Genomic DNA, 20,638 nt, shown 5'->3' with positions numbered 1-20,638 from the left:
AGCCGGTAGCGTGAAAACATGAGCTCCTGGAATACCCTCCCCGCGCTGCCTTCGACCTCGAAACCACTGGGAAGAATTCCCGTTCCGCCCGCATCGTCACGGCTTCAATCACTGTGGTGGATGCGCACGGACAGCTCATCAAAGAGCATGAATGGCTGGCGGACCCCGGGGTGGAAATTCCCCTGGAGGCCAGCGAGGTCCACGGAGTGACTACGGAGAAAGCCCGCGCTGAAGGCCGCCCGGCGGCCGAGGTCACCCGCGAGGTAGCGGCCATTCTTCAGAAATTGTTCGACGACGACACGCCGGTCATTGCATTCAACGCCAGCTACGACTTCACGGTGCTCGCTGCCGAGTCCGCACGGCATGGTGTCCCGCAATTGACCCGTTTCCCGGTGCTGGACCCCTATGTGATGAACAAGCAGGTGGACCGGTACCGCAAGGGCAAGCGCACCTTGACAGCTTTATGCGAGGAATATGGTGTGATTCTGGACAATGCCCACACCTCCGCTGCGGACGCCTTGGCGACGCTGCGCGTTTTGGATGCCATGGCTGGCAAATTCCCCAAGTTGCAAATGCCTGCCTCCAAGCTGCACCATTTGCAGGTGGACTGGGCAGCATCCCAAGCTGCTGACTTCCAGCAGTATCTGCGGCGAAGCAAGCCCACCGCTGTCATCGAAGGCGAGTGGCCCGTGCTGCCGCCCGAGGACGCCAGTCGAGGCGGCTTCTGAGGCAGGCTCCGGCACGGGCGACCCGCAGTTGGGACGCAAGTCACACGAATTCCGAAAGTCCCCGGGCACGAGCGTTGTGCGCAGGGATTCCACCACTTTGCCCATCGCCGGAATAGTTCGGGAGATCAGGCTTCGAAGCAGGAACTTTCTTCGGAAAAAACGAGCCAGAGCAATCAGTTGTTCGATTCACCGCGCTTCAGTGGGCTGGTGACATAATTAAGTTTGGCGGGTTGAAGTCTGCTAGGGCAGCCATCCCCATACTTGCTGCCACGTTCCCCGCCCACCGCGAACGTCTCTGTGACCCGACGAAAGTGATTTCTTCATGAAATTCAAAGCCCTCAAGTGGCTGTCTGCTGCGCCCGTAGCAGCGGCCCTGGTGATCTCCTTGGCAGCATGCGGCGGAGGAACCTCCCAGCCCAGCGGCTCGCCCACCGATGCCCTTGCCGGCAGCGACCAGCAGACGCTGGACAAGTACACCACCGCGGACGTCACGGCGCTGGACAAGATCGACAAGTCCAAGTTGGGCCTCGTCACCGATGGCACCCTGCGTGTCGGCACCCTGTCCGATGCACCGCCGAACATCTTCATCGATCCTTCGGGCAAGTTCACCGGTTATGACAACGAACTCCTTCGCGCCATCGGCGACAAGCTTGGCCTGAAGGTGGAGTTTGCGTCCACTGACTTCTCCGCCCTGCTCTCGCAGGTAGCAAACAAGCAGTTCGACGTCGGATCCTCCTCGATCTCCACCACGGATGCCCGTCGCAAGACAGTCGGCTTCACCAACGGCTACGACTTTGGCTACATGGCCGTCGTAACCAAGAGCGACGCCAAGGTCACCGGCTTCGCCGACCTCAAGGAAGGCGTCCGGATCGGCGTCGTCCAAGGCACCGTTCAGGATGACTATGTCACCAACACGCTCAAGCTCGAGCCCGTGCGTTTCCCTGACTACAACACCGTTTATGGCAACGTGAAGAACGGTCAGATCGACGCTTGGGTGGCTCCCTCCCAGCAGGCTTCCGGCCAGGTCAAGGACGGCGACGGTACCAAGATCGCCGAAAAGGTTGTCAACACGCAGAACTTCACCGCTTACGCCGTGAACAAGGACAACCAGCCCCTCCTCGATGCACTGAATGCCGGGCTGGACGCCGTCATTGCTGACGGTACGTGGACCAAGCTCACCTCCCAGTGGTACACCGATCGTCCCACCGCGGCCGAGCAGACTCCGCAGGGCTGGAAGCCGGGCAGCAAGGCCGTCCAGATCCCGGCCAAGTAACCCGGGCGTTCCATGGATATCCTCAAGCAACTAGCTGACACCTTCCTTGACTGGGAAGCGATGGGCGAAGTCATTCCCAAGATGTTTGCCGTCGGCCTGCCGAACACCCTGGTGCTCGCTGTCATTTCGGGCATCATCGGGACCCTGCTGGGCATGGCCCTGGCCCTGATGGGGATTTCCCGGAACGCCGCTGCCCGATGGATTGCACGCATCTATACGGACGTCCTCCGCGGACTTCCGCCCGTGCTGACCATTCTGGTCATCGGTTTCGGATTCGGTCCCATCATCCGTGAACTGACCGGTTCCACGAGCCCCTACCCGATGGCCATCGCAGCTTTGTCTTTGATGTCGGGAGCTTACATCGGCGAGATCTTCCGCTCTGGTATCCAGAGCGTGGACAAGGGACAGCTCGAAGCGTCCCGCGCCTTGGGGTTCGGCTACGGCGCATCCATGCGCTTGGTAGTGGTTCCCCAAGGCATCCGCAGGGTGCTTCCTGCCTTGGTCAACCAATTCATTGCCCTGATCAAGGAATCCTCCCTCGTCTTCCTGCTTGGCCTGCTGGCCACGGAGCGCGAGATCTTCCAGATCGGCAAGGACGCGGCCGCCACCAATGGCAACCTGTCGCCGTATGTGGCTGCGGCCATCTTCTACCTGGTACTCACGATTCCGCTCACGCACTTCGTGAACTGGATTGATGCCCGCTTCCGTTCAGGCAGGCCTGAAAAGAAAGAACCGGACGAGGCCGCGGCGGTCGTCGGGAAGGGAGCTCACGCATGAGTGAATTTACATCAGGCACGTTGACGGCAAAGAACATCCATTTGTCGTTCGGCACCAATCATGTCCTGCGGGGAATCGACCTGCACGTTGAGAAGGGCACCACGGCTTCGGTCATCGGCCCCTCGGGTTCAGGCAAGTCAACGCTGCTCCGCGTGATGAACCGGCTCATCGAACCGGACCAGGGCGACATCCTGTTGGACGGCCGTTCCGTCCTCAAGGACAATCCCGACGAGCTCCGGCGTCGCATCGGCATGGTGTTCCAGCAGTTCAATCTCTTCCCCCACAAGACTGTGGCCGAGAACATCTCCCTGGCGCTGCGCAAGATTCGTGGACTGTCCAAGGAACAGGCGCGAGAGGAGGCCTTGGCCCAACTGGACCTGGTCGGCCTCAAACACAGGGCAGATGCCCGCCCTGCCAACCTTTCGGGTGGCCAGCAACAGCGCGTAGCGATTGCCCGTGCGCTTGCCATGAAGCCCGAGGTTATGTTCTTCGATGAGGCCACTTCCGCGCTGGACCCGGAACTCGTCAAGGGCGTACTTGCCCTGATGACCGATCTCGCGCAGGGAGGCATGACCATGGTGGTGGTTACCCATGAGATGGGCTTCTCCCGCAACGTCTCAGACGTGGTGACGTTCATGGACGCTGGCGTAGTTGTGGAATCCGGTCCGCCGGAGCAGCTGTTCAACAGCCCCCGGACAGAGCGGCTCCAAGGCTTCCTCTCGGACGTCCTCTAGTCCCCGTAAGGCAGCCAAACAGCAGTCCCCGCCTCCAGACGGTCGCCCTAGTGGTGAAAAGTCAGGGAGCGGGGTTTCCTGCATTAAGCGCAACTGCGGTGAGGCACCGGCCAGTCTCCGCCCCCTTGACTTGTTTCCAGCATTACTTCCCGAGTTTCACCGACAACACCGTCAAGGCCGCAGCATCTACCTTGGTACGGAAATCCGGCTCGGACTGTGCTTTCTGGAGTACGGCGTCATACAAAGCGGGAATGCTTCCCGGGTCCGCGCAAACCAGCATCGTGCCGCCCGCTGCGAAGAAGTTGATGGCGCGGTCTGCGATGGCCCACGGCTTCAACTGTGCTGCACTACAGACGTCATCCGAGAGGATAATGCCTTTGAAGCCAGCGTCCGCGCGAAGCATCTGCCCCATCACCACGGGCGAGAACGGCGCAATGTTGGCGGGGTCGATTTGGTCGTAGTAGGCATTGGACACCATGACCCATTGCACGCCGTTCGTCATGGCTGTGCGAAATGGCTCCAGGGCGGGATCATTCCGCGTAGTTTCATTGTCCCTGACGTTCTGGCTGACATCGGTGTTGGGAACTACCCTGCCGAGTCCTGGGAAGTGCTTTACGACCGGTGCAACCCCCGCATCCTTCATGCCTTGGGCAAAAGCATTTCCAAGGTTGGACACTTGCCCCGGCACAAATCCGTACTCGCGTTGGAATTGTCCGATGGGTGCATTGGACGGCGCGAATTCAGGGCTCGTCACAGTATCAAGGACCGGAGCCAGATTGACGTTGACGCCAGCGCTACGGAGTTCCTTCCCCCAAACGGTGGCGTCTGCCCGCAGCTTCGCGGGACCAGCTCCGGCTTGCACCAACGCGGCAGGAATGGCGGAGAAACCCGGACCAGCCAGGACTTGGACGTATCCACCTTCCTGGTCGGTGGCCACGAAGAGAGGCAGCCCACCGGTAGTTTCGGCGGAAACTGTCCCGGTCAGGGAGGCCACGACGGCAGCTGTGGCAGCAGTCCCGGCCTTGCTGCGACCACTCAAGTAGACGTTGCCTGCGTGGTATTTGGTGAGTGCTTCCATGGTGCCCGGCTCCGCACCTGTCGCCTTCGCGGCAACCATGAAGAGTTGCCCGACACGCTGCTCGAGGCTTAGCCTGGCAAGCTGTTGTTGCGCCGTGGACAGTGCTTCACGGGTGGGTGCTGCCGAAGGTGCCCGGGAGTCCTGGGGTTCGGTTGAAGTCCCGGAAGTGGACTTGCCCGGAACAGGGGTGCTCGTCGGCGAAGAGGTAGTTGCAGACGGCGTAACCGGTGCAGTTGTGGGGGTGGCGGTTTCATTTCCACTTGAGCAACCAGGCACCGTTGTGACGAGGATTCCGGCCGCCGCGGCCCTCACACCAAGGGATGCAATTGACTGGATCTTGCGCATGGTAAACCGTGAATTCGTTGGGGTTGGGTTTCCCTTACGAGCCTACCTCGGGAAGTCGCAGTGCCCCAGCCTGCTTCGAACAGCCAGCCTGCTTCGAGCAGACGGCCGGGGCACCGCGTTGTCCTTGACCCAGGCGACCGCGGACTTAGGCGATCGCGGCGGCTGCAGCCTTCGCAGCAGCCGGGAGTGCGTCAACGATTCTGTTCATGGCAGCGTCGTCATGCGCCGCGGACAGGAACCATGCTTCGAAGACTGATGGCGGCAGGTAGATGCCGGAGTCCAGCATCGAGTGGAAAAACGGTGCGTAACGGTAAGCTTGCTGGCCTTGGGCGTCATCGTAGTTGTGCACACCGCGGGGCGAGGTACCGAATGCAACCGAGAACAGGTTGCCTGCACGCTGGATGGAGTGGTCCACGCCTTCCGCATCAAGTGCCGAGGAAAGAGCAGCGGACAGCTCCAGCGAACGGGCGTCCACATAGGCGTAAACGTCGGGCGTGGCATGGGTAAGCGTTGCGACACCGGCAGCCATGGCCACAGGGTTTCCTGACAGCGTGCCTGCCTGGTACACCGGACCAACGGGTGCAAGGTAATCCATGATGTCGGCACGTCCGCCGAGGGCCGCCGTCGGCATTCCGCCGCCAATGACCTTGCCGAAGGTCAGCAGGTCCGGCGCCCATCCTTCCTGACGGCCCGTGAGTCCCCAGTAGCCTGCGTAACCGGTGCGGAAACCGGTGAGGACTTCGTCCAGGATGAGGAGCGCCCCGTGTTCCGTGGTGATGCGGGACAGCCCGGCGTTGAAGCCCTCGCCCGGGGTGACGACACCCATGTTTGCCGGGGCAGCTTCGGTGATCACGGCCGCGATGTTGTTGCCGTGCTTGGCGAAGGCAGCTTCGACAGCTGCGAGGTCGTTGTAGGGCAAAACAAGCGTCTCAGCGGCGGTGGCTGCCGTGACGCCGGCCGAACCGGGGAGGGCCAACGTCGCGAGGCCGGAACCTGCTGCTGCCAGCAGGCCGTCCAGGTGGCCGTGGTAGCACCCGGCAAACTTGATGATCAGGTTGCGGCCGGTAAAACCACGGGCGAGGCGAACCGCCGTCATCGTGGCCTCGGTGCCCGTGGACACCATGCGCAGGCGTTCGACGGCGGACACGCGCTCCTTCACGATCTCGGCAAGGTTGGCCTCATCCGGGGTGGACGCTCCGAAGGACAGGCCTCGGTCCACAGCAGCGTGCACGGCCTCGAGAACGGCGGGGTGGGCGTGGCCTAGCAGTGCCGGGCCCCACGAGCAGACGAGATCCACGTATTCCTTGCCATCGGCGTCTGTGAGGTAGGCGCCCTTGGCCGAAACCATGAATTTCGGAGTGCCGCCAACGGATCCGAAGGCACGCACGGGCGAGTTCACTCCGCCGGGCATGAGGGACTGGGCTCGATCGAAAAGCTGGTCGGACACAGGGGTGTTTGAAGTCATGGTTCCTATTCTTTCAGTCATTCAAAAGCGTCTTCGGTGATTCAGGAGCGCAGCTATGAGGCGTTCGCCAGCAGCTCAGCGACCCTTGGGGCCACTTCGGTGCCGTACAACTCGATGCAGCGCATCATGGATCCGTGCGGCAGGGTGCCGTTGCTGTATTTGAGGTCGAAGCGGTCCACGCCGAGGTTGCGCTTGAGCAGGACGATTTTTTGGGCCACAGTCTCAGGAGAACCCACATAGAGTGCGCCCTCCGGGCCGCACATTGCGTCGAATTCCCCCCGGTTTCCTGGACCCCAGCCGCGCTCGGCGCCTATTCTGTTGCGTTGCTCCAGCCAATGCGGAAAGAGTTCTTCCCGGGCATCCTGGTCAGTGTCTGCAATGAACCCGGGCGAGTGGGTTGCGATTTGTCGCATGGGGTGACCGTATTTGGCCATCGCGTCACGGTAAAGATTGACGAGCGGAGCGAAACGGCGGGGCTCTCCCCCGATGATCGCGAAGATGATGGGATAGCCATATTCCGCACACCGCAAGACAGATTCAGGCGTCCCACCCACACCTATCCATGCCGGCAGCAAATGGTGCTGCAAACGCGGGTAAATCTGGAGTCCGTTCACGTTGGGGCGGGTCCGCCCTTCCCAATGAACCGGCTTCTGGGCCCGTACTTTGTCAAACAGTTCAAGCTTTTCTTCGAACAGGACGTCGTAGTCTGCAAGGTCCAGTCCGAACAACGGGAAGGACTCAACAAATGAGCCCCTGCCCAACATGACCTCTGCCCTGCCGTTGGAGATCGCGTCAACAGTGGCAAAACGTTGGAAGACCCGGATCGGATCGTCCGAACTGAGCACCGTCACTGCCGATCCGAGCCGGATCCGGGATGTCACTGCGGCAGCTGCCGCGAGGAAGACCTCGGGAGCAGATACAGCAAAATCGCGGCGGTGATGCTCTCCGACGCCAAAAGCATGAATGCCCAGGGCGTCAGCCAGCTTTGCTTCCTCAAGCAACTCCCGCAGGACCTGGGCGTGCTCCTTGGGATTACCGTCGGCATCGAGGCCCACGTCCCCGAAGGTGTTCAGGCCGAGCAGGATTTCTGCAGCGCCCACCGGTGCGGTGGGGTCGGAGTCAGCCCTGGATGCAGACGCGGATGCGGACGGAAATCCCGATTCGGAAGGCACGGCGGTCATCAGGACTCCTTCAGCCAGCCTGCCAGTTCGGAGGCCCAGTAGGTCAGGACGGTATCGGCTCCGGCCCTCTTGATGCCGAGCACCGACTCCGTGATGGCGCCCCGATCGATCCAGCCGTTGGCAGCGGCCGCTTCGATCATTGCGTACTCCCCCGAGATTTGGTAGGCCGAGACGGGCACCGGGCTCATAGCCGCAATATCCGCGAGGATGTCGAGGTAACTCATGGCTGGCTTGACCATGACCATGTCGGCGCCTTCTTCAAGGTCCAATTCCACTTCGAGAATGGCTTCGCGACGGTTGGCTGCATCCATTTGGTAGGTTCGGCGATCACCCTTCAGCTGGGAGTCCACCGCTTCACGGAACGGACCGTAGAAAGCTGAGGCGTACTTCGCGGCATAGGCCAGGACAACGGTGTTCTTGTGGCCGGAATCCTCCAATGCCTGGCGGATGACGGCGATTTGTCCGTCCATCATGCCTGAAGGTCCCAAGACATGGGCGCCCGCCTCCGCCTGGGCAACGGCCATCTGGCCGTAGATCTCCAAGGTGGCATCGTTGTCCACATATCCTTCGGCATCCAGAACGCCGCAGTGTCCGTGGTCAGTGAATTCGTCCAGGCAGACATCGCCCATGATCACCAGGTCATCGCCTACTTCGGCCTTGACGTCCCGGATCGCCTTGTTCAGGACACCTTCCGGGTCCAAGGATGCGGTGCCCCGTGCGTCCCGAACCTCCGGTACGCCGAACAGCATGATGCCGCCCACGCCCAGTTCCACGGCTTCCGCGGCTGCGCGCTTAAGAGTGTCGGTGGTGTGCTGGACGACGCCGGGCATCGAATTGATGGGGCTTGGCTCGCTGAGGCCCTCACGGATGAAGGCCGGAAGTATGAGGTCTGCGGGGGCCAGACGTGTTTCAGCCGTGAGCCTGCGCATCGCCGGGGTTGTGCGCAAGCGGCGGGGACGGTGGTTCGGAAAGCTCATCTGGGGTTCCCTTCGTTGGCGAATACTGTTTCCAAGGCGGCCGCGATGCCGTCCGGGGTAGGTTCTTTAGCGGTGGCTCCGACGGTGATTCCAAGGTGGGTGGCCTCTGCCGCCGTCGGACGTCCAATGGCTATGAATCGGCAGCTGCCCAACGGCAGGAGGGTCTCCGCAATCCTCCGGGCGGCACTCGGGGAAGCGGCCACGACGGCGTCCAGCATCCCGGCGTCAATGGCAGCGCGGGCTTCCGAGGGAGTCACTTCCTGCGGCTGTCCGGTACGGGAACCAGCACTGCCGGAGCTAGAACTGCCGGACTGCACGACGGCGGCGGGCAGTTCGGCTTCGAGGCGCAGTCCCGCCCGGGCCGGGTAGTCCACCGTGTGATAGGCGGTCACGGACGTTACGTCTGCACCCTTGGCGGCCAATCCATCATGCAGGCTGGGGCCCGCGATGTCGGCTTGCGGGAGTAGAACGCGTGCCGGAGCCGGTTCCCATAGGGCGACGAGGCCTTCGGCAGATTGAAGGTCAGTGGGTGCCAGTGAGACGGTCAGGCCGATAGCTTCCAGGATCCTCCGTGAGGACGGACCGATCGTGGCCACGCGCGTCCGCGACGGCACGAGGTTTGCCGGAAGCGTGCCACGCTCGGCAGCCTTTTCGAGCAGGACACGCACGGTGGTGATGCTGCTGATCACCATCCAGTCAAAATATCCAGCGGAGAGGTGGTCCAGGGCGGCGTCGAGGGAAGCCTGATCCTCCGCGCGCTCGAAATCGATGAGGGGAAGCACCAAGGGCTCCGCTCCGAGCGTGTGCAGGAGCGAAGCAAGTGGCCGGGCACGGTCGGCGCTCCTGGTAATCAGGAACCCGCCGACCTGCCAAAGCCGATGCTTGAGTCACATCAGGACGCTGCAAGATCCGCGATCTCCGCGGCACCAGCAGCGAGCAGAAGCTCCGCAACTTCAATGCCGAGCAACGTCGCCCCTACTTCGGTCAGGCCATCAGTGGCTTTCTTCTCGCGCACAGTCTTGGTGCCGTCAACGGCGCAGACGACGGCTTCAAGGTGCAGCATGCTGCCCTTCCTGAAGGCGTAGGCGCCAACCGGCGCGGCACAGCCAGCTTCGAGCCGGGCCAGGACGGCACGTTCAGCTGTCACGGCAAGCCGGGTGTCGTCGTCGTTCAATGCAGCGAGAGCCTGGGCGAGAACACCATTGGAGCCTTCCACCTGCGGGGCGTCCGCCGTGCGGCATTCGATGGCCAGCGCACCCTGACCGGGGGCAGGCAACATGACATCCGTCTCGAAGAACTCGCTCACGGTGTCCAGCCGGTCCATCCGTTCCAGCCCGGCCGCAGCGAGCACTACGGCGTCCAGGTCGCAGGACTTGCCGGGAACAACTTCGTCGGTGACATTGCCGGGAAGTCCGGGGACGCGCCCGAGGCGCGTGTCCACGTTTCCACGGATATCCAGCACCTCGATGTCAGGCCGCGCCGCCCTTAGCTGTGCAGCACGTCGGGGTGAACCCGTACCTACCTTGGCGCCGCCGGGCAATTCGGCAAGGGTAAGGCCATCCCCGGGCACACAAGACATCCCTGACATCCACGCGCTTGGGGGTAGCGGCGATGCTCAATCCAACTGCAGCCCCCGTGGGCAGGTCCTTCAAAGAATGAACAGCGACATCGCAGGTCTCAGCAAGCAAGGCATCGCGCAGGGCCGCAACGAAGACACCCGTGCCGCCCATCTGTGACAGCGAGCCGGTCCTGACATCGCCCTCGGTCTTGATATGCACCAGCTCCACCGGGAAACCACCAACGGCTGCCAGCTGATCGGCGGTCTGTTGGGTCTGGGTCAGCGCGAGCTTGCTGGCCCGGGTGCCAATGCGGATGCTCACTTGCTGACCTCCGAGGAGGTGTAAGCCTCATGCCCGACGCCGATAGTGGAGCCGACCTCGGCAATAACCGGCTTTGCTCCCCGGAAGTTTTCGCAACAATTGGGGCGGCAGACGTCGTACCAAGGACCAAGGTCCGTCACGTGGGGACGCTCGGCGATGTTGTTATCCAGGGTGCGTTCACAGATCAGGTCAACCAACCCGGAAACAAAGGCTGCATGCGTTCCCGGGGTGGGGACGCGCGTGGCTTCCATCTCAAGGTTCCTGCAGGTTTCCAGGGCTTCAGTGTCCAGGTCCCAGGCAACTTCCATATGGTCACTGACGAAGCCGAGGGGAACGATCACAACGCCGCGCACGCCTTCGGGGGCGATTTCTTCGAGGTGATCGTTGATGTCCGGTTCCAACCAAGGAATGTGCGGTGCTCCGGAGCGGGATTGATACACGAGGTCCCAGGCCACGTTCGGGGCAACGGCATCCATGATGGCCTGGGCGTTTGCCAGGTGCTGTGCCGCGTAGGCAGATCCTTCTGCGAACTCGCGCGGCTCGTCCTCGGACCTGCCGGCTGCTTCGGCGTCGCGCGTGGGGATGGAGTGGGTGGCAAACAAGACCCGGATTTTTGAATCGGGATCGGATTCGCCGGCAGCCATCAACTTGCCGCGGATTTCCTCGAGGCCGGCGGCGGTACCTTCAAGGAAAGGTTGCACAACGCCGGGGTGGTCGAAGTACTGACGGATCTTATCCACCTCGAGCCTGCCGTCCAGCCCTGTTTCGGTCAGCGCGATGCCAATGTCTTCACGGTACTGGCGGCAACTGGAGTAGCAGGAGTAGATGCTGGTGGTGAGCATCAGGATCCGGCGGTGGCCGGCGTCGTAGGCGTCCTGCAGGACCGGAGCGATGTACGGGTCCCAGTTCCGGTTGCCCCACAGGACCGGAAGCTCAATGCCGCGTTTGGCCAACTCAGCCTCGATCGCGGCCTTCAGCTCACGGTTCTGCTGGTTGATGGGGCTGATACCCCCAAAGGCACGGTAGTGGTGTGAGACCTCTTCAAGGCGTTCATCCGGGATGCCACGGCCACGGGTGACGTTGCGGAGGAAGGGAATGACATCTTCCTGGCCTTCAGGACCACCAAAGGATGCAAGGAGCACGGCGTCGTACTGCTTTGCTTCCTGGCGACCACGCTCGGTGACCTGGTTGGGGGTGGTGGAGACGGCAAGGCCACTCATGCGAGGACCTCTGCAATCTCGGCAGCAGTCACGCGGCGGCCTGTGTAGAACGGGATTTCTTCGCGGACATGGTTGCGGGCGTCGGTTGCGCGCAGGTGGCGCATGAGGTCAACGAGGTCAACGAGTTCAGGGGCCTCCAGGCCCAGGATCCACTCCCAGTCACCCAGCGCGAACGAGGAAACAGTGTTGGAGATGACCTGCGGGAACTCCCGGCCCAGCATTCCGTGGTCACGCAGCATTTTTCCGCGTTCTTCCGCGGGGAGCAGGTACCACTCGTAGGAGCGGACGAACGGATAAACGCACAGCCAGGTGCTGGGCTCGACGCCCCGCGCGTAGGCCGGGACGTGGCTCTTGGCAAACTCGGCTTCCCTGTGGACGCCCATGGCAGACCAGACGATCTCGGTGCCGGCGAAGAGCTTGCTGCGGCGAATGGAACGGACCGCTGACTGAAGGTCTTCCGGCTTTGATCCGTGGAGCCACACCATGATGTCGGCATCCGAGCGCATGGCGGAAACGTCGTAACTGCCCCGCAGGGTCACGCCTTCTTCGGCGAGCTTCCCTTCAAGGGCTTCAAATTCCTGGGCAGCATCGCCGCTGCGCAGGACGTCGGCCGAGCGCTTGAAGACGGTCCAGAGCGTAAAGAACTGCTCTTCGGTTCCAGCAGTTTTAGTGACAGATTCGGCAGAAGTGTGGCTCATGGTTCAAGTTTGCCCCGTGCCAGCCACTAAGTCGAAACGGATCACTTCTACAAGGCGTAGAAGTGACACAAATCACGAAATTGGGCGAATATCGCCGATGGCTTGGGCGAGCTGCGAGCGGGTATCCGCCACTACGGCGGCAAGGCCATTACCCGCCAACCAGCCACCAACCACCGTTAGTCCATCGGCTCCGGCACACACCTGCCGGACCTGCCCTACGCGCTGTTTATGACCGACGGCGGCAAACGGCAAGGCGCCTGCCCAGCGCACCACATCCCAATCGACAATGTCCGCGCGCGTCACGGGCACCGTCAACAACGCCGAAGCATCATCAAGCGCTGCGGCCAGCAACTCTTCATCGTCCATGACAACATCCGGCACTCCCCCATCGGCATCCTCACGGCGACCATAGGAAAGGCGCAGGACGTGCGTGCCCGGCCCGGCCTCCTCTGCCAGCCAGTCCCATTTGGCAGTGGCATGCGTCAGGGCCTTGGCCCGGATACCCGGGGTCTGGGGGGCTACGAGGATTCCAGTGCCACGGGGCCGTCCGTCAAGCTCGGGAAGGTCAACAACCATCGTCACCAAGCTCACCAAGGGTCCGGGAGCAGGGCGCAGGCCGGACAGTTCCGGTACAGCCCTTTCCAGGAGCCCCACGGCTGCGGGACCATCCAGCGCTACTACCAGCCGGCCGGCGTCGTACGTGGTTTTACCCGCGCTGACCCGCCAACCATTGCCGGTTTTCGAAACGGTGTCAGCGCTCTTTCCACTCACCATGTCCACGCCCCGACGGCGAAGGTCGTTAACCAGCGCGGTGACCAGTGTGTTCATGCCGCCCTTCAAACCCGCGACGGCGGAACCTGCTTTAGCGGATCCGGAACCTGGGCCGGGGGCTGCTTTGCGCTGGGCAGCAACAGCCGCAGCCAAGGACCCGTGCTTCTTCAGGCCGGCGCGGAGGCCGGGTGCCACCATATCGACGTCCAAGAGGTCGGGATCGGCGGAGTGAACACCACCCACCACCGGAGCAACCAGCCGCTTCAGGACCTTCTTCCCCATGCGGGCGCGGACCAGTGCAGACACGCTGGTGACCTCGGATGCTGTGCCAAACGAAGCGGGCAGCCAGCGGTCCAGGGATGCACGCAGGGCGCCGGCGAGGCCAAGCGAACGCCTCACCTCGGGGTCCCAAGGATTGGCCGGGATACCAAGAATTCCAGTCTTGGGCAGCTCTTGCGGCCCATTCGGCAGCTGCACCCAGGCGCCGCCCGGGTGCGGGGAAACAATCTGGCCCTCCAGCCCGAGTTCGCGCGCCAAATCGGCCACAGCAGAGGACCTTGTGGCAAAGGACTCGGCCCCGCTGTCCAATGACAGGCCGGCTACCACGTGGCTTCCGACGCAACCACCCCAGGCCTCGCTCGCCTCAAGGAGGGTCACCGAGGTTCCAGCCATTGCCAGTTCCCTCGCAGCAAGAAGGCCGGAAATGCCGCCGCCGACTACAACAGCGGTGGGCCCAGGCGTGGTTTGCGTTGTGGCTGCTTCCTTCGCCTTGCCATGGAGGTGTCCCCCGCGCATGCGTCCTACTCTGCCGGGATCGAGTGGATGAGCTCCACAACCCGCGTCAGGACAGCCGGGTCCGTCTCCGGGGGCACGCCGTGGCCAAGATTCACGACATGGCCTGGAGCGTGCGACCCCGCCGCGATGACTTCGCGGACATGCGCCTCCAGGACCTCCCACGGGGCCGGAAGGAGGGCGGGGTCGACGTTGCCCTGGAGCGGCACCTTGCCACCCAGGCGGCGGTTGGCCTCATCCAGTGGCAGCCTGTAGTCCACCCCCACGACGTCCACACCGACGTCGCGCATGGCGACAAGGAGCTCGGACGTGCCGGTACCGAAGTGCACCAGCGGAGCACCCAACCCGCGCACGTGATCCAGCGCCCGCGCTGACGCAGGAGCCACGTACTTGGCGTAATCAGCCAGGCCCAAGGACCCAGCCCAGGAGTCAAAGAGCTGTCCGGCTGACGCCCCGGCCTCAAGCTGTGCCTGAAGGAACATGCCGGAAGCATCGGCTGCCCAGTTGGCGAGGGCTGCCCAGGTTTCGGGGTCCGCGTGCATCATGGTCCGGGGGCCGAGGTGGTCCCGCGAAGGCTTCCCCTCCACCATGTACGCGGCGAGCGTGAACGGCGCGCCGGCGAACCCGATGAGGGGAGTCTTGCCAAGTTCCGCCACCGTCAGGCGAACGGCTTCGCGGATGGGCTCAAGTGCTTCCCACGTCAGCTTGGGAAGGGCAGCCACATCGGCGGACGTCCGGACCGGCTTGTCCAGGACCGGACCCACGCCCGGAACGATGTCTACGCCGACGCCTGCGAGCTTGAGCGGGATAACGATGTCGGAGAAGAAGATGGCGGCATCCACATCATGACGGCGAACCGGCTGCAGGGTAATCTCCGCGGCCAGTTCGGGACGCAGGCAGGAGTCCAGCATGGCAACGCCCTCGCGGACCTTTAGGTATTCCGGCAAGGACCTGCCAGCCTGGCGCATGAACCATACCGGCCTGCGTGACGGCTTGCCGCCCCGGTAGGCGGTGATGAGCGGGGAGTCCGACGTACGGCCGTCCATCAACGGGTGATCCGCGCCAAGTTTGCCGGCAGGTTCGCCTGCAGGGGCGTTGGTGGCCGTACTATTGGATGCTGCCGCGCTAGAAGTCATGCCTTTGATTGTGCCGAAAATCCCGGCCAAAAGATAACGACAGGCTGTCACGTCCCACCCCTGCAACCGGTGGCGTGGCGGGGATCACGGAACCGCGTGTGAATTCCCACTGCGCCGCATTGTTCTACCGGCCTGCGAAAAAGCTATGATTGGGGTGCTGTGGTTCTTTTCTCATTGGTGGCTACACACGCCGACATCGACCTCGAAACCGTTGCTCAGCTGAGCAACGGTTCCTCTGAGCTTGCCTCTTCGGCCCTCTCCGGATCCCCGCTGGTCTCCGGCGCCGTGGTCCTGGCAACCTGCAATCGCTATGAGATCTACGGCGAAACAGCCAACGGAGCAGGCCTCGAAGCCGCCCGATCGGCACTTGTCTCCCAGATCAGCGAATTGAGCGGCCTCAACGAACAACTCGTGTCCCGCTCCTTCAGCACTCACACGGGGCCTGACGTCACCCGGCACCTCTTCGCTGTAAGCGCCGGCTTGGACTCTGCGGTGGTGGGCGAACGCGAAATCGCCGGCCAGGTCCGCCGGGCCCTGATCACCGCGCAGCAGGAAGGCACTGCGAGTTCCGGACTCGTCCGCCTCTTCCAGGCTGCATCCAAGACCGCAAAAGACGTTGGCGCCCAGACGGCCCTCGGCTCCCGCGGCCTTTCCATCGTCTCCGTAGCCTTGGATCTGGCAACGGACCTCTCTGACAGTGACGATTGGTCTGCCAAGAAGGTAGTTGTCTTCGGAACGGGCGCCTATGCCGGTGCCACCATGTCCCTGCTCCGCGAACGCGGATGCACCGACATTTCCGTCTACTCTTCCTCGGGGCGCGCCGAGGGTTTCGTCGCTACCCGCGGTGGCACAGCGCTCGACGCCGATAGCCTTCCGGCGGCGGTTGCCGCAGCCGACGTCATGATCGGGTGCAGCGGTTCGGACACGCGCGTTGAATCTGAGGATCTGGCCCGGGTCAGGGAAAATTCCGGCAAACCACTCATCGCGATCGATCTCGCGCTCACCCACGACTTCGACCCCGCAGTGGGCGAGCTCGACGGCGTCGAACTCCTCACGCTTGAGTCCGTACGTCTGGCTGCACCGCAGGAACAGGCAGAATCCCTGTCCCATGCCAGCGAGATCGTCAATGGCGCTGCATCCGCATTCGAAGCGGAACGCGAATCCCGCTCCGTCGACTCCGCGATCGTTGCCCTGCGGCGCCACACCATGAATGTACTGGACGCGGAGATGGAAAAAGTCCGTGCCCGCCACGGTTGCACCGCCGCTGCCGAAGAGGTGGAGTTTGCGCTCCGCCGGATGGTCAAGCAGCTCCTGCACATTCCAACCGTGCGCGCCCGCGAACTTGCAGCCAACGGACAGCAAGATGACTACGTGGCCGCCCTGGAAGCCCTGTACGGCATCCAGGTGGAGCAGCCCCAGGCTCCCGCTGCTGCAGAATGCCCCGTGGACCACGAGCAACTCCGCTCCGAAAGCGCCTGACGTCCCAGCCCCCAGCCTGAAGCGGCCCGGGGCTCCACCGATGCTTTTCTTAGCGGACCGTCTAACGAGATCCCGTCAGCCGAAAGCGTTCACACCCGTCAGCTCTGCGGATAGTTCCCAGAGCCTCCGGGCATCTGCCCTGTCAATCGCGTGCGCGTCGACTCCCCTGTACCTTGCCAGGGGCGAATCCTTGTCCGTAGGTTCGGCAATGTCACAGTCCTCGCAGTACACGCCATCCATGCCGGCCAAGGCCGGGGACGTCGCCGCCCAGACAGAGGTAGCGGCCCCTTGCTCCGGCGTCTTGAACCCCTCGCGAAGGTTCCCTTCCGCATCCATCCATCCCGCAGCCACCATTTCTTCTTGAGGCAGGTGGCGTTGGAGTTCGGTCATGATGCCGCCTGGGTGGACTGCGAAAGCACGGACGCCCGAGTCCCTGCCCAGGCGGTCCAGCTCCACGGCGAAGAGCGAATTCGCGGTTTTGGCCTGCCCGTAGGCGCGCCATTTGTCATAGCCTGACGTGAAATTGATGTCCTCAAAGCGGATGGGTGAGAGCTTGTGGCCGGTGGAGGAAAGGGACACAACCCTCGCGTTCCCGGAGGCGGCCAATGCAGGCCACAGAAGGTTGACCAGCGTGTAATGCCCTAAGTGGTTCGTGGCGAACTGGGCCTCCCAGCCAGGCCCAAGGCGATGCTCTGGGCTTGCCATGATCGCCGCATTGTTGACCAGGATGTCCAGGGTGTCGTGCCGGTCTAGGTAGCGCGCTGAGAAGGCCTTGACGCTCGCCTGATCGGCGAGGTCCAGGGCATCCGCTTCCACGGCGTCCGCCAAACCTGCCTCTGCCAACACCTTCTGGGCGTGTTCGAGCCTGCGTGCCGGAACGGCAACCGTCGCCCCTGCCGAGGCCAAAGCCCTCACAGTCTCCAGTCCAAGCCCGGAGTACCCGCCGGTGACAATTGCCGTCTTACCCGACAAGTCAAGGCCTTGAACCACGTCCATGGCAGTTGAACCGTGCCCAAAACCAGAACCGATGGGCCGTTGGGGCGTTTCTGTGGATTCTTCGCTCATGCTTGAGCTTTGCACAGATCAGGACCCATGCCGGCAACGACTAGTAGACGGGCTTTTCGGGTTCGACGTCGCGGACCCAGGCGAGGATACCGCCGTCGAGATGGCTGACGCGCGTGTAGCCTGCCTTCTGCGCGGCCTCCAGGACCGCAGCAGAGCGCGTCCCAGCCTTGCAGTGGAACACGATGTCCTTGTCCTGCGGCAACTCCACCCAGGCCTCGCCTGAAAGAATCCTGCCCTGCGGGATGAGGACAGATCCATCGATGTTCACGATGCTGTGCTCGCCGGACTCGCGGACGTCCACCAATTCAAAGTCGCGTTCACCAGCTTCCCGCTCGGCCAGCATCCGCGCAAGGTCCTTCGCAGTGACGGTGTGCTCCTGGTCAGTGGCCGCAGCCGGAGTCACCCCACAGAATGCTTCATAATCCATGAGTTCAGTGATGGGCTCCGCTTCAGGATCCTTGGAGACCTTGATTTCCCGCCAGCTGCCGCCAAGCGCGTCAAACAGCGCCACACGGCCAAGCAAGGAACGCCCGACGCCGGTAATCAGCTTCACTGCCTCCGTCACCATGAGGGATCCAACCGCGGCACACAACATACCGAAGACTCCGCCCTCACCGCATGAAGGCACTGAGCCGGCGGGCGGGGCTTCAGGGTAGAGGTCACGGTAGGTGGGGCCGTGCTCGGCCCAGAAGACGCTGACTTGCCCGTCGAAGCGGAAGATGGAGCCCCAGACGTAGGGCTTGCCCAAAATCGCGGCGGCGTCGTTGACCAGGTAGCGCGTGGCAAAGTTGTCCGCGCCGTCCAGGATGAGATCGTAATCGGCGAACAGTTCCAAGGCATTCGAAGAGTCAAGGCGGACGTTGTGCAGGACAACGTCCACCAAAGGGTTCAGCTCCGCAATGGCTTTCCGCGCAGATTCGATTTTGGGAGTGCCCACGTCCTTGACGCCGTGGATGACCTGCCGCTGCAGGTTGCTGAGGTCTACGTCGTCGTCGTCGACGATTCCCAGGGTTCCTACGCCCGCCGCGGCGAGATACAGCAATGCAGGAGATCCCAGCCCGCCGGCACCTATGACAAGAACTTTCGCATTCTTAAGCCTGCGTTGGCCCAGAGCGCCGATTTCCGGAATGATGAGATGCCGGGAGTACCGTTCCACCTCGGCCGGCGTTAGTGCGGCGGCCGGTTCAACGAGGGGCGGCAGGACAGTGGGCGCGGGGTGGGCAGCAAGAATTGAGGCCATACCCCAATGTATGCCTGCCGATGCTGCCCGGTCATATTACCCACCGGTACAGTGGTCATAACTGCAAAGGAAAGGCGGCAGACTGTGGCTGACGGCACACGGGCAAACGATGGAGCACCAGCGAAGCAAGAACGGACTGGTTCGACGCGTTCAGCAAGGTTGCCCCGGGACGAGCGCCGCGCACAGTTGCTTAACGCCGCCTTGGAAGTTTTCGTGTCCAACGGCTTCCACGGTGCTGCCATGGACGAAATTGCCGAGACAGCGCATGTGAGCAAGCCGGTCCTGTACCAGCATTTCCCTTCCAAGCGCGAGCTGTACATGGCGCTGCTGGACAGCCATCTGGCCGCCCTGACGGATTTGATGCTCAATGCCCTGAACTCCACCACGGATAACAAAGAGCGCGTGAAGGCAGTCATGCGGGCCTACTACAGGTTCATTGCCGACGACGACCAAGCCCACCGCCTGGTTTTCGAGTCTGACCTCATTAATGACCCCGATGTCAGCTCGCGCTTGGAGACCTTCAACAAAACGTTCGCCGACGCCGTGGCCCACGTCATCGCCGAGGACACCAAGTTGCCCCCTCTGGAGGCGCAACTCCTAGGCCGGGGACTGGCAGGAATGGCGCAGGTCAGCGCCCGTTACTGGCTCGAAACCGATGGAAACCTCGACCTCGATGTAGCCAGTGATCTGATCTATCGTTTAGCTTGGCGCGGAATCAGTCGATTCCCCAAAGAGTCCTAGGCTACAAATAGAGGACTGACTTAAAACTTGATTGGCTTGGAGGCCTTGCTGTGGAAGTAAAGATCGGCATTCAGAATGTTGGCCGGGAAATTGTGCTCGAATCCGCACTCGATGCTGATGCTGTAGCCAAGATCGTCGGAGAGGCCATCTCCAAGGGTTCGGATCTGCGGCTCACGGATGAGAAGGGCCGCCAGATCATCGTTCCCGGCAGCGTGTTGGGCTACGTTGAAATTGGTGCCGAGGAAGTCCGCCGCGTCGGTTTCGGCGCACTCTAGCGGTTCCCAATTACAGCTGCCGCTAAGGAGTCTCCATGCTTTCACTCGTTGTGGTGGTTCTTGCCACGATCGCTACAGGATTCATCGTGTGGGCAAATGACAAGCGACACGGCAAGTACGGCATTGCATTGCCGGCGGGCGTTTCGGCAACCGTCGGCGTGCTGAGCTGGATAGCTTTCATCATGGCCGGCTTTGGTTACCAGCCCGGGCTGACCTGGATCCCCTGGGTCCTCCCTATCGTGTTGGGGACGGTCATCGCGATTGCCATTGTGGTCTTTCTGGGCCGCAAGCGCACCCAGCATGACACCGCCGCCCTCACCAAGGCCCTGAGGCTCTAAAGCGCTAAGACTCTAAGGCACTGAGGCTCTAGGCGCTGCGCACTCTTAAACGCCGCTGGCCATCACCCGTGGGTGATGGCCAGCGGCGTTTAACCTTCCAACCCGCTCAATCTCCGGGATAGCGATCCGGCTGCGCCAGGGCACCGGATGCCGCTGCGGCCTCGGTCACGGCAGCCGCAGCAGCGATGTCGCGTTGGGTCACCTGGCCGCCTGCGTCATGGGAAACGTAACGCAAGAACACCCTGTTGTAACGCCAGTCAAGATCCGGGTGGTGGTTCTGTTCCTCGGCGATCCGGCCAATGGCGGCGATGAGCGCCAAGGCCTCCGCCGCCGTCGAGGTTTTGAACACTGTCACGAGGCCGTCCTGGAGCTTCCAATCCGGAAGGTTCTTGAGGGCGGCCTCCACGGCGACCTGGGTCAACGGCTCTTTCCTGTCAGCCACCAC

19 protein-coding genes and 2 pseudogenes are annotated in these 20,638 nt (G+C 62.6%); 8 read left to right on the top strand and 13 right to left on the bottom strand.

Annotation, left to right across the window (positions count from 1 at the left end; all coding sequences use genetic code 11):
- Positions 1-18: 18 nt before the first annotated feature.
- From ACTAQJ_RS00355 to ACTAQJ_RS00340, 4 genes and pseudogenes are all read left to right on the top strand, one after another.
- Positions 19-728: pseudogene (locus tag ACTAQJ_RS00355) on the top strand (3'-5' exonuclease).
- A 322-nt stretch (positions 729-1,050) separates the two neighbouring features.
- Positions 1,051-2,001: an ABC transporter substrate-binding protein gene (locus ACTAQJ_RS00350; protein ID WP_431115780.1), complete on the top strand. Its 951-nt coding sequence runs from the start codon at positions 1,051-1,053 to the stop codon at positions 1,999-2,001.
- Between the two features lie 12 nt (positions 2,002-2,013).
- Positions 2,014-2,778, top strand: coding sequence for an amino acid ABC transporter permease (locus ACTAQJ_RS00345; protein WP_431115781.1), 765 nt, complete (start codon positions 2,014-2,016; stop codon positions 2,776-2,778).
- Positions 2,775-3,512: an amino acid ABC transporter ATP-binding protein gene (locus ACTAQJ_RS00340; RefSeq protein ID WP_431115782.1), complete on the top strand. Its 738-nt coding sequence runs from the start codon at positions 2,775-2,777 to the stop codon at positions 3,510-3,512. Before ACTAQJ_RS00345 ends, ACTAQJ_RS00340 begins: the two co-directional genes overlap by 4 nt.
- Positions 3,513-3,654: 142 nt before the next feature.
- Here ACTAQJ_RS00340 and ACTAQJ_RS00335 read toward each other — a convergent pair whose 3' ends face one another.
- The 10 genes and pseudogenes from ACTAQJ_RS00335 to hemE form a co-directional block, all read right to left on the bottom strand.
- Positions 3,655-4,935 (bottom strand): glycoside hydrolase family 3 N-terminal domain-containing protein, encoded by a 1,281-nt coding sequence (locus ACTAQJ_RS00335; RefSeq protein WP_498699953.1) that lies wholly within the window; start codon positions 4,933-4,935, stop codon positions 3,655-3,657.
- Positions 4,936-5,080: 145 nt separating this feature from the next.
- Positions 5,081-6,400 carry a glutamate-1-semialdehyde 2,1-aminomutase gene (gene hemL / locus ACTAQJ_RS00330; protein WP_498699951.1) on the bottom strand — a complete coding sequence of 440 codons (1,320 nt, stop codon included), beginning with the start codon at positions 6,398-6,400 and terminating at the stop codon, positions 5,081-5,083.
- A gap of 53 nt (positions 6,401-6,453) precedes the next feature.
- Positions 6,454-7,581, bottom strand: coding sequence for an LLM class flavin-dependent oxidoreductase (locus tag ACTAQJ_RS00325; protein ID WP_498699949.1), 1,128 nt, complete (start codon positions 7,579-7,581; stop codon positions 6,454-6,456).
- Positions 7,581-8,558: a porphobilinogen synthase gene (hemB, locus tag ACTAQJ_RS00320; protein ID WP_498699945.1), complete on the bottom strand. Its 978-nt coding sequence runs from the start codon at positions 8,556-8,558 to the stop codon at positions 7,581-7,583. Before hemB ends, ACTAQJ_RS00325 begins: the two co-directional genes overlap by 1 nt.
- A complete protein-coding gene (locus tag ACTAQJ_RS00315; protein ID WP_498699942.1) occupies positions 8,555-9,340 on the bottom strand; it encodes a uroporphyrinogen-III synthase in 786 nt (261 codons plus the stop codon). The genes hemB and ACTAQJ_RS00315 overlap by 4 nt, the downstream gene beginning before the upstream one ends.
- 110 nt (positions 9,341-9,450) lie before the next feature.
- Positions 9,451-10,438: pseudogene (gene hemC / locus ACTAQJ_RS00310) on the bottom strand (hydroxymethylbilane synthase).
- On the bottom strand, positions 10,435-11,658 hold the full coding sequence (locus tag ACTAQJ_RS00305; RefSeq protein WP_498699941.1) for a ferrochelatase: 1,224 nt from the start codon (positions 11,656-11,658) through the stop codon (positions 10,435-10,437). The pseudogene hemC and the gene ACTAQJ_RS00305 overlap by 4 nt, the downstream one beginning before the upstream one ends.
- Positions 11,655-12,356 (bottom strand): hydrogen peroxide-dependent heme synthase, encoded by a 702-nt coding sequence (gene hemQ / locus ACTAQJ_RS00300; protein WP_216924089.1) that lies wholly within the window; start codon positions 12,354-12,356, stop codon positions 11,655-11,657. The genes ACTAQJ_RS00305 and hemQ overlap by 4 nt, the downstream gene beginning before the upstream one ends.
- Before the next feature lie 72 nt (positions 12,357-12,428).
- Positions 12,429-13,922: a protoporphyrinogen oxidase gene (gene hemG, locus ACTAQJ_RS00295; protein WP_498699939.1), complete on the bottom strand. Its 1,494-nt coding sequence runs from the start codon at positions 13,920-13,922 to the stop codon at positions 12,429-12,431.
- A 5-nt stretch (positions 13,923-13,927) separates the two neighbouring features.
- The gene (gene hemE, locus ACTAQJ_RS00290) at positions 13,928-15,055 is read right to left on the bottom strand and encodes a uroporphyrinogen decarboxylase (protein WP_498699937.1); all 1,128 of its coding nucleotides are present in this window, start codon (positions 15,053-15,055) and stop codon (positions 13,928-13,930) included.
- 159 nt (positions 15,056-15,214) lie between these two features.
- Here hemE and ACTAQJ_RS00285 point away from each other — a divergent pair, with 159 nt between their 5' ends.
- Entirely contained in the window at positions 15,215-16,534 is a 1,320-nt protein-coding gene (locus ACTAQJ_RS00285) for a glutamyl-tRNA reductase (RefSeq protein WP_431115792.1), read from the top strand.
- 75 nt (positions 16,535-16,609) lie between these two features.
- On the opposite strand, the gene ACTAQJ_RS00280 is transcribed toward ACTAQJ_RS00285, so the two are convergent.
- A complete protein-coding gene (locus ACTAQJ_RS00280; protein WP_498699934.1) occupies positions 16,610-17,599 on the bottom strand; it encodes an SDR family NAD(P)-dependent oxidoreductase in 990 nt (329 codons plus the stop codon).
- A 40-nt stretch (positions 17,600-17,639) separates the two neighbouring features.
- On the bottom strand, positions 17,640-18,839 hold the full coding sequence (gene moeB, locus ACTAQJ_RS00275; RefSeq protein ID WP_431115794.1) for a molybdopterin-synthase adenylyltransferase MoeB: 1,200 nt from the start codon (positions 18,837-18,839) through the stop codon (positions 17,640-17,642).
- A 6-nt stretch (positions 18,840-18,845) separates the two neighbouring features.
- On the opposite strand from moeB, the gene ACTAQJ_RS00270 reads away from it, so the two are divergent.
- From ACTAQJ_RS00270 to ACTAQJ_RS00260, 3 genes are read left to right on the top strand one after another with little or no spacing between them, the layout of a single operon-like run.
- Positions 18,846-19,580: a TetR/AcrR family transcriptional regulator gene (locus ACTAQJ_RS00270; protein ID WP_431115795.1), complete on the top strand. Its 735-nt coding sequence runs from the start codon at positions 18,846-18,848 to the stop codon at positions 19,578-19,580.
- A gap of 50 nt (positions 19,581-19,630) precedes the next feature.
- On the top strand, positions 19,631-19,855 hold the full coding sequence (locus ACTAQJ_RS00265; RefSeq protein ID WP_216924096.1) for a DUF3107 domain-containing protein: 225 nt from the start codon (positions 19,631-19,633) through the stop codon (positions 19,853-19,855).
- 35 nt (positions 19,856-19,890) lie between these two features.
- On the top strand, positions 19,891-20,193 hold the full coding sequence (locus ACTAQJ_RS00260) for a hypothetical protein (RefSeq protein WP_498699932.1): 303 nt from the start codon (positions 19,891-19,893) through the stop codon (positions 20,191-20,193).
- A 106-nt stretch (positions 20,194-20,299) separates the two neighbouring features.
- On the opposite strand, the gene ACTAQJ_RS00255 is transcribed toward ACTAQJ_RS00260, so the two are convergent.
- Positions 20,300-20,635: a 4a-hydroxytetrahydrobiopterin dehydratase gene (locus tag ACTAQJ_RS00255; protein ID WP_498699931.1), complete on the bottom strand. Its 336-nt coding sequence runs from the start codon at positions 20,633-20,635 to the stop codon at positions 20,300-20,302.
- Positions 20,636-20,638 lie beyond the last annotated feature (3 nt).

This window comes from Arthrobacter sp. alpha11c (genome assembly GCF_054149985.1).
This window is presented reverse-complemented; position numbering and strand designations above follow the sequence as displayed.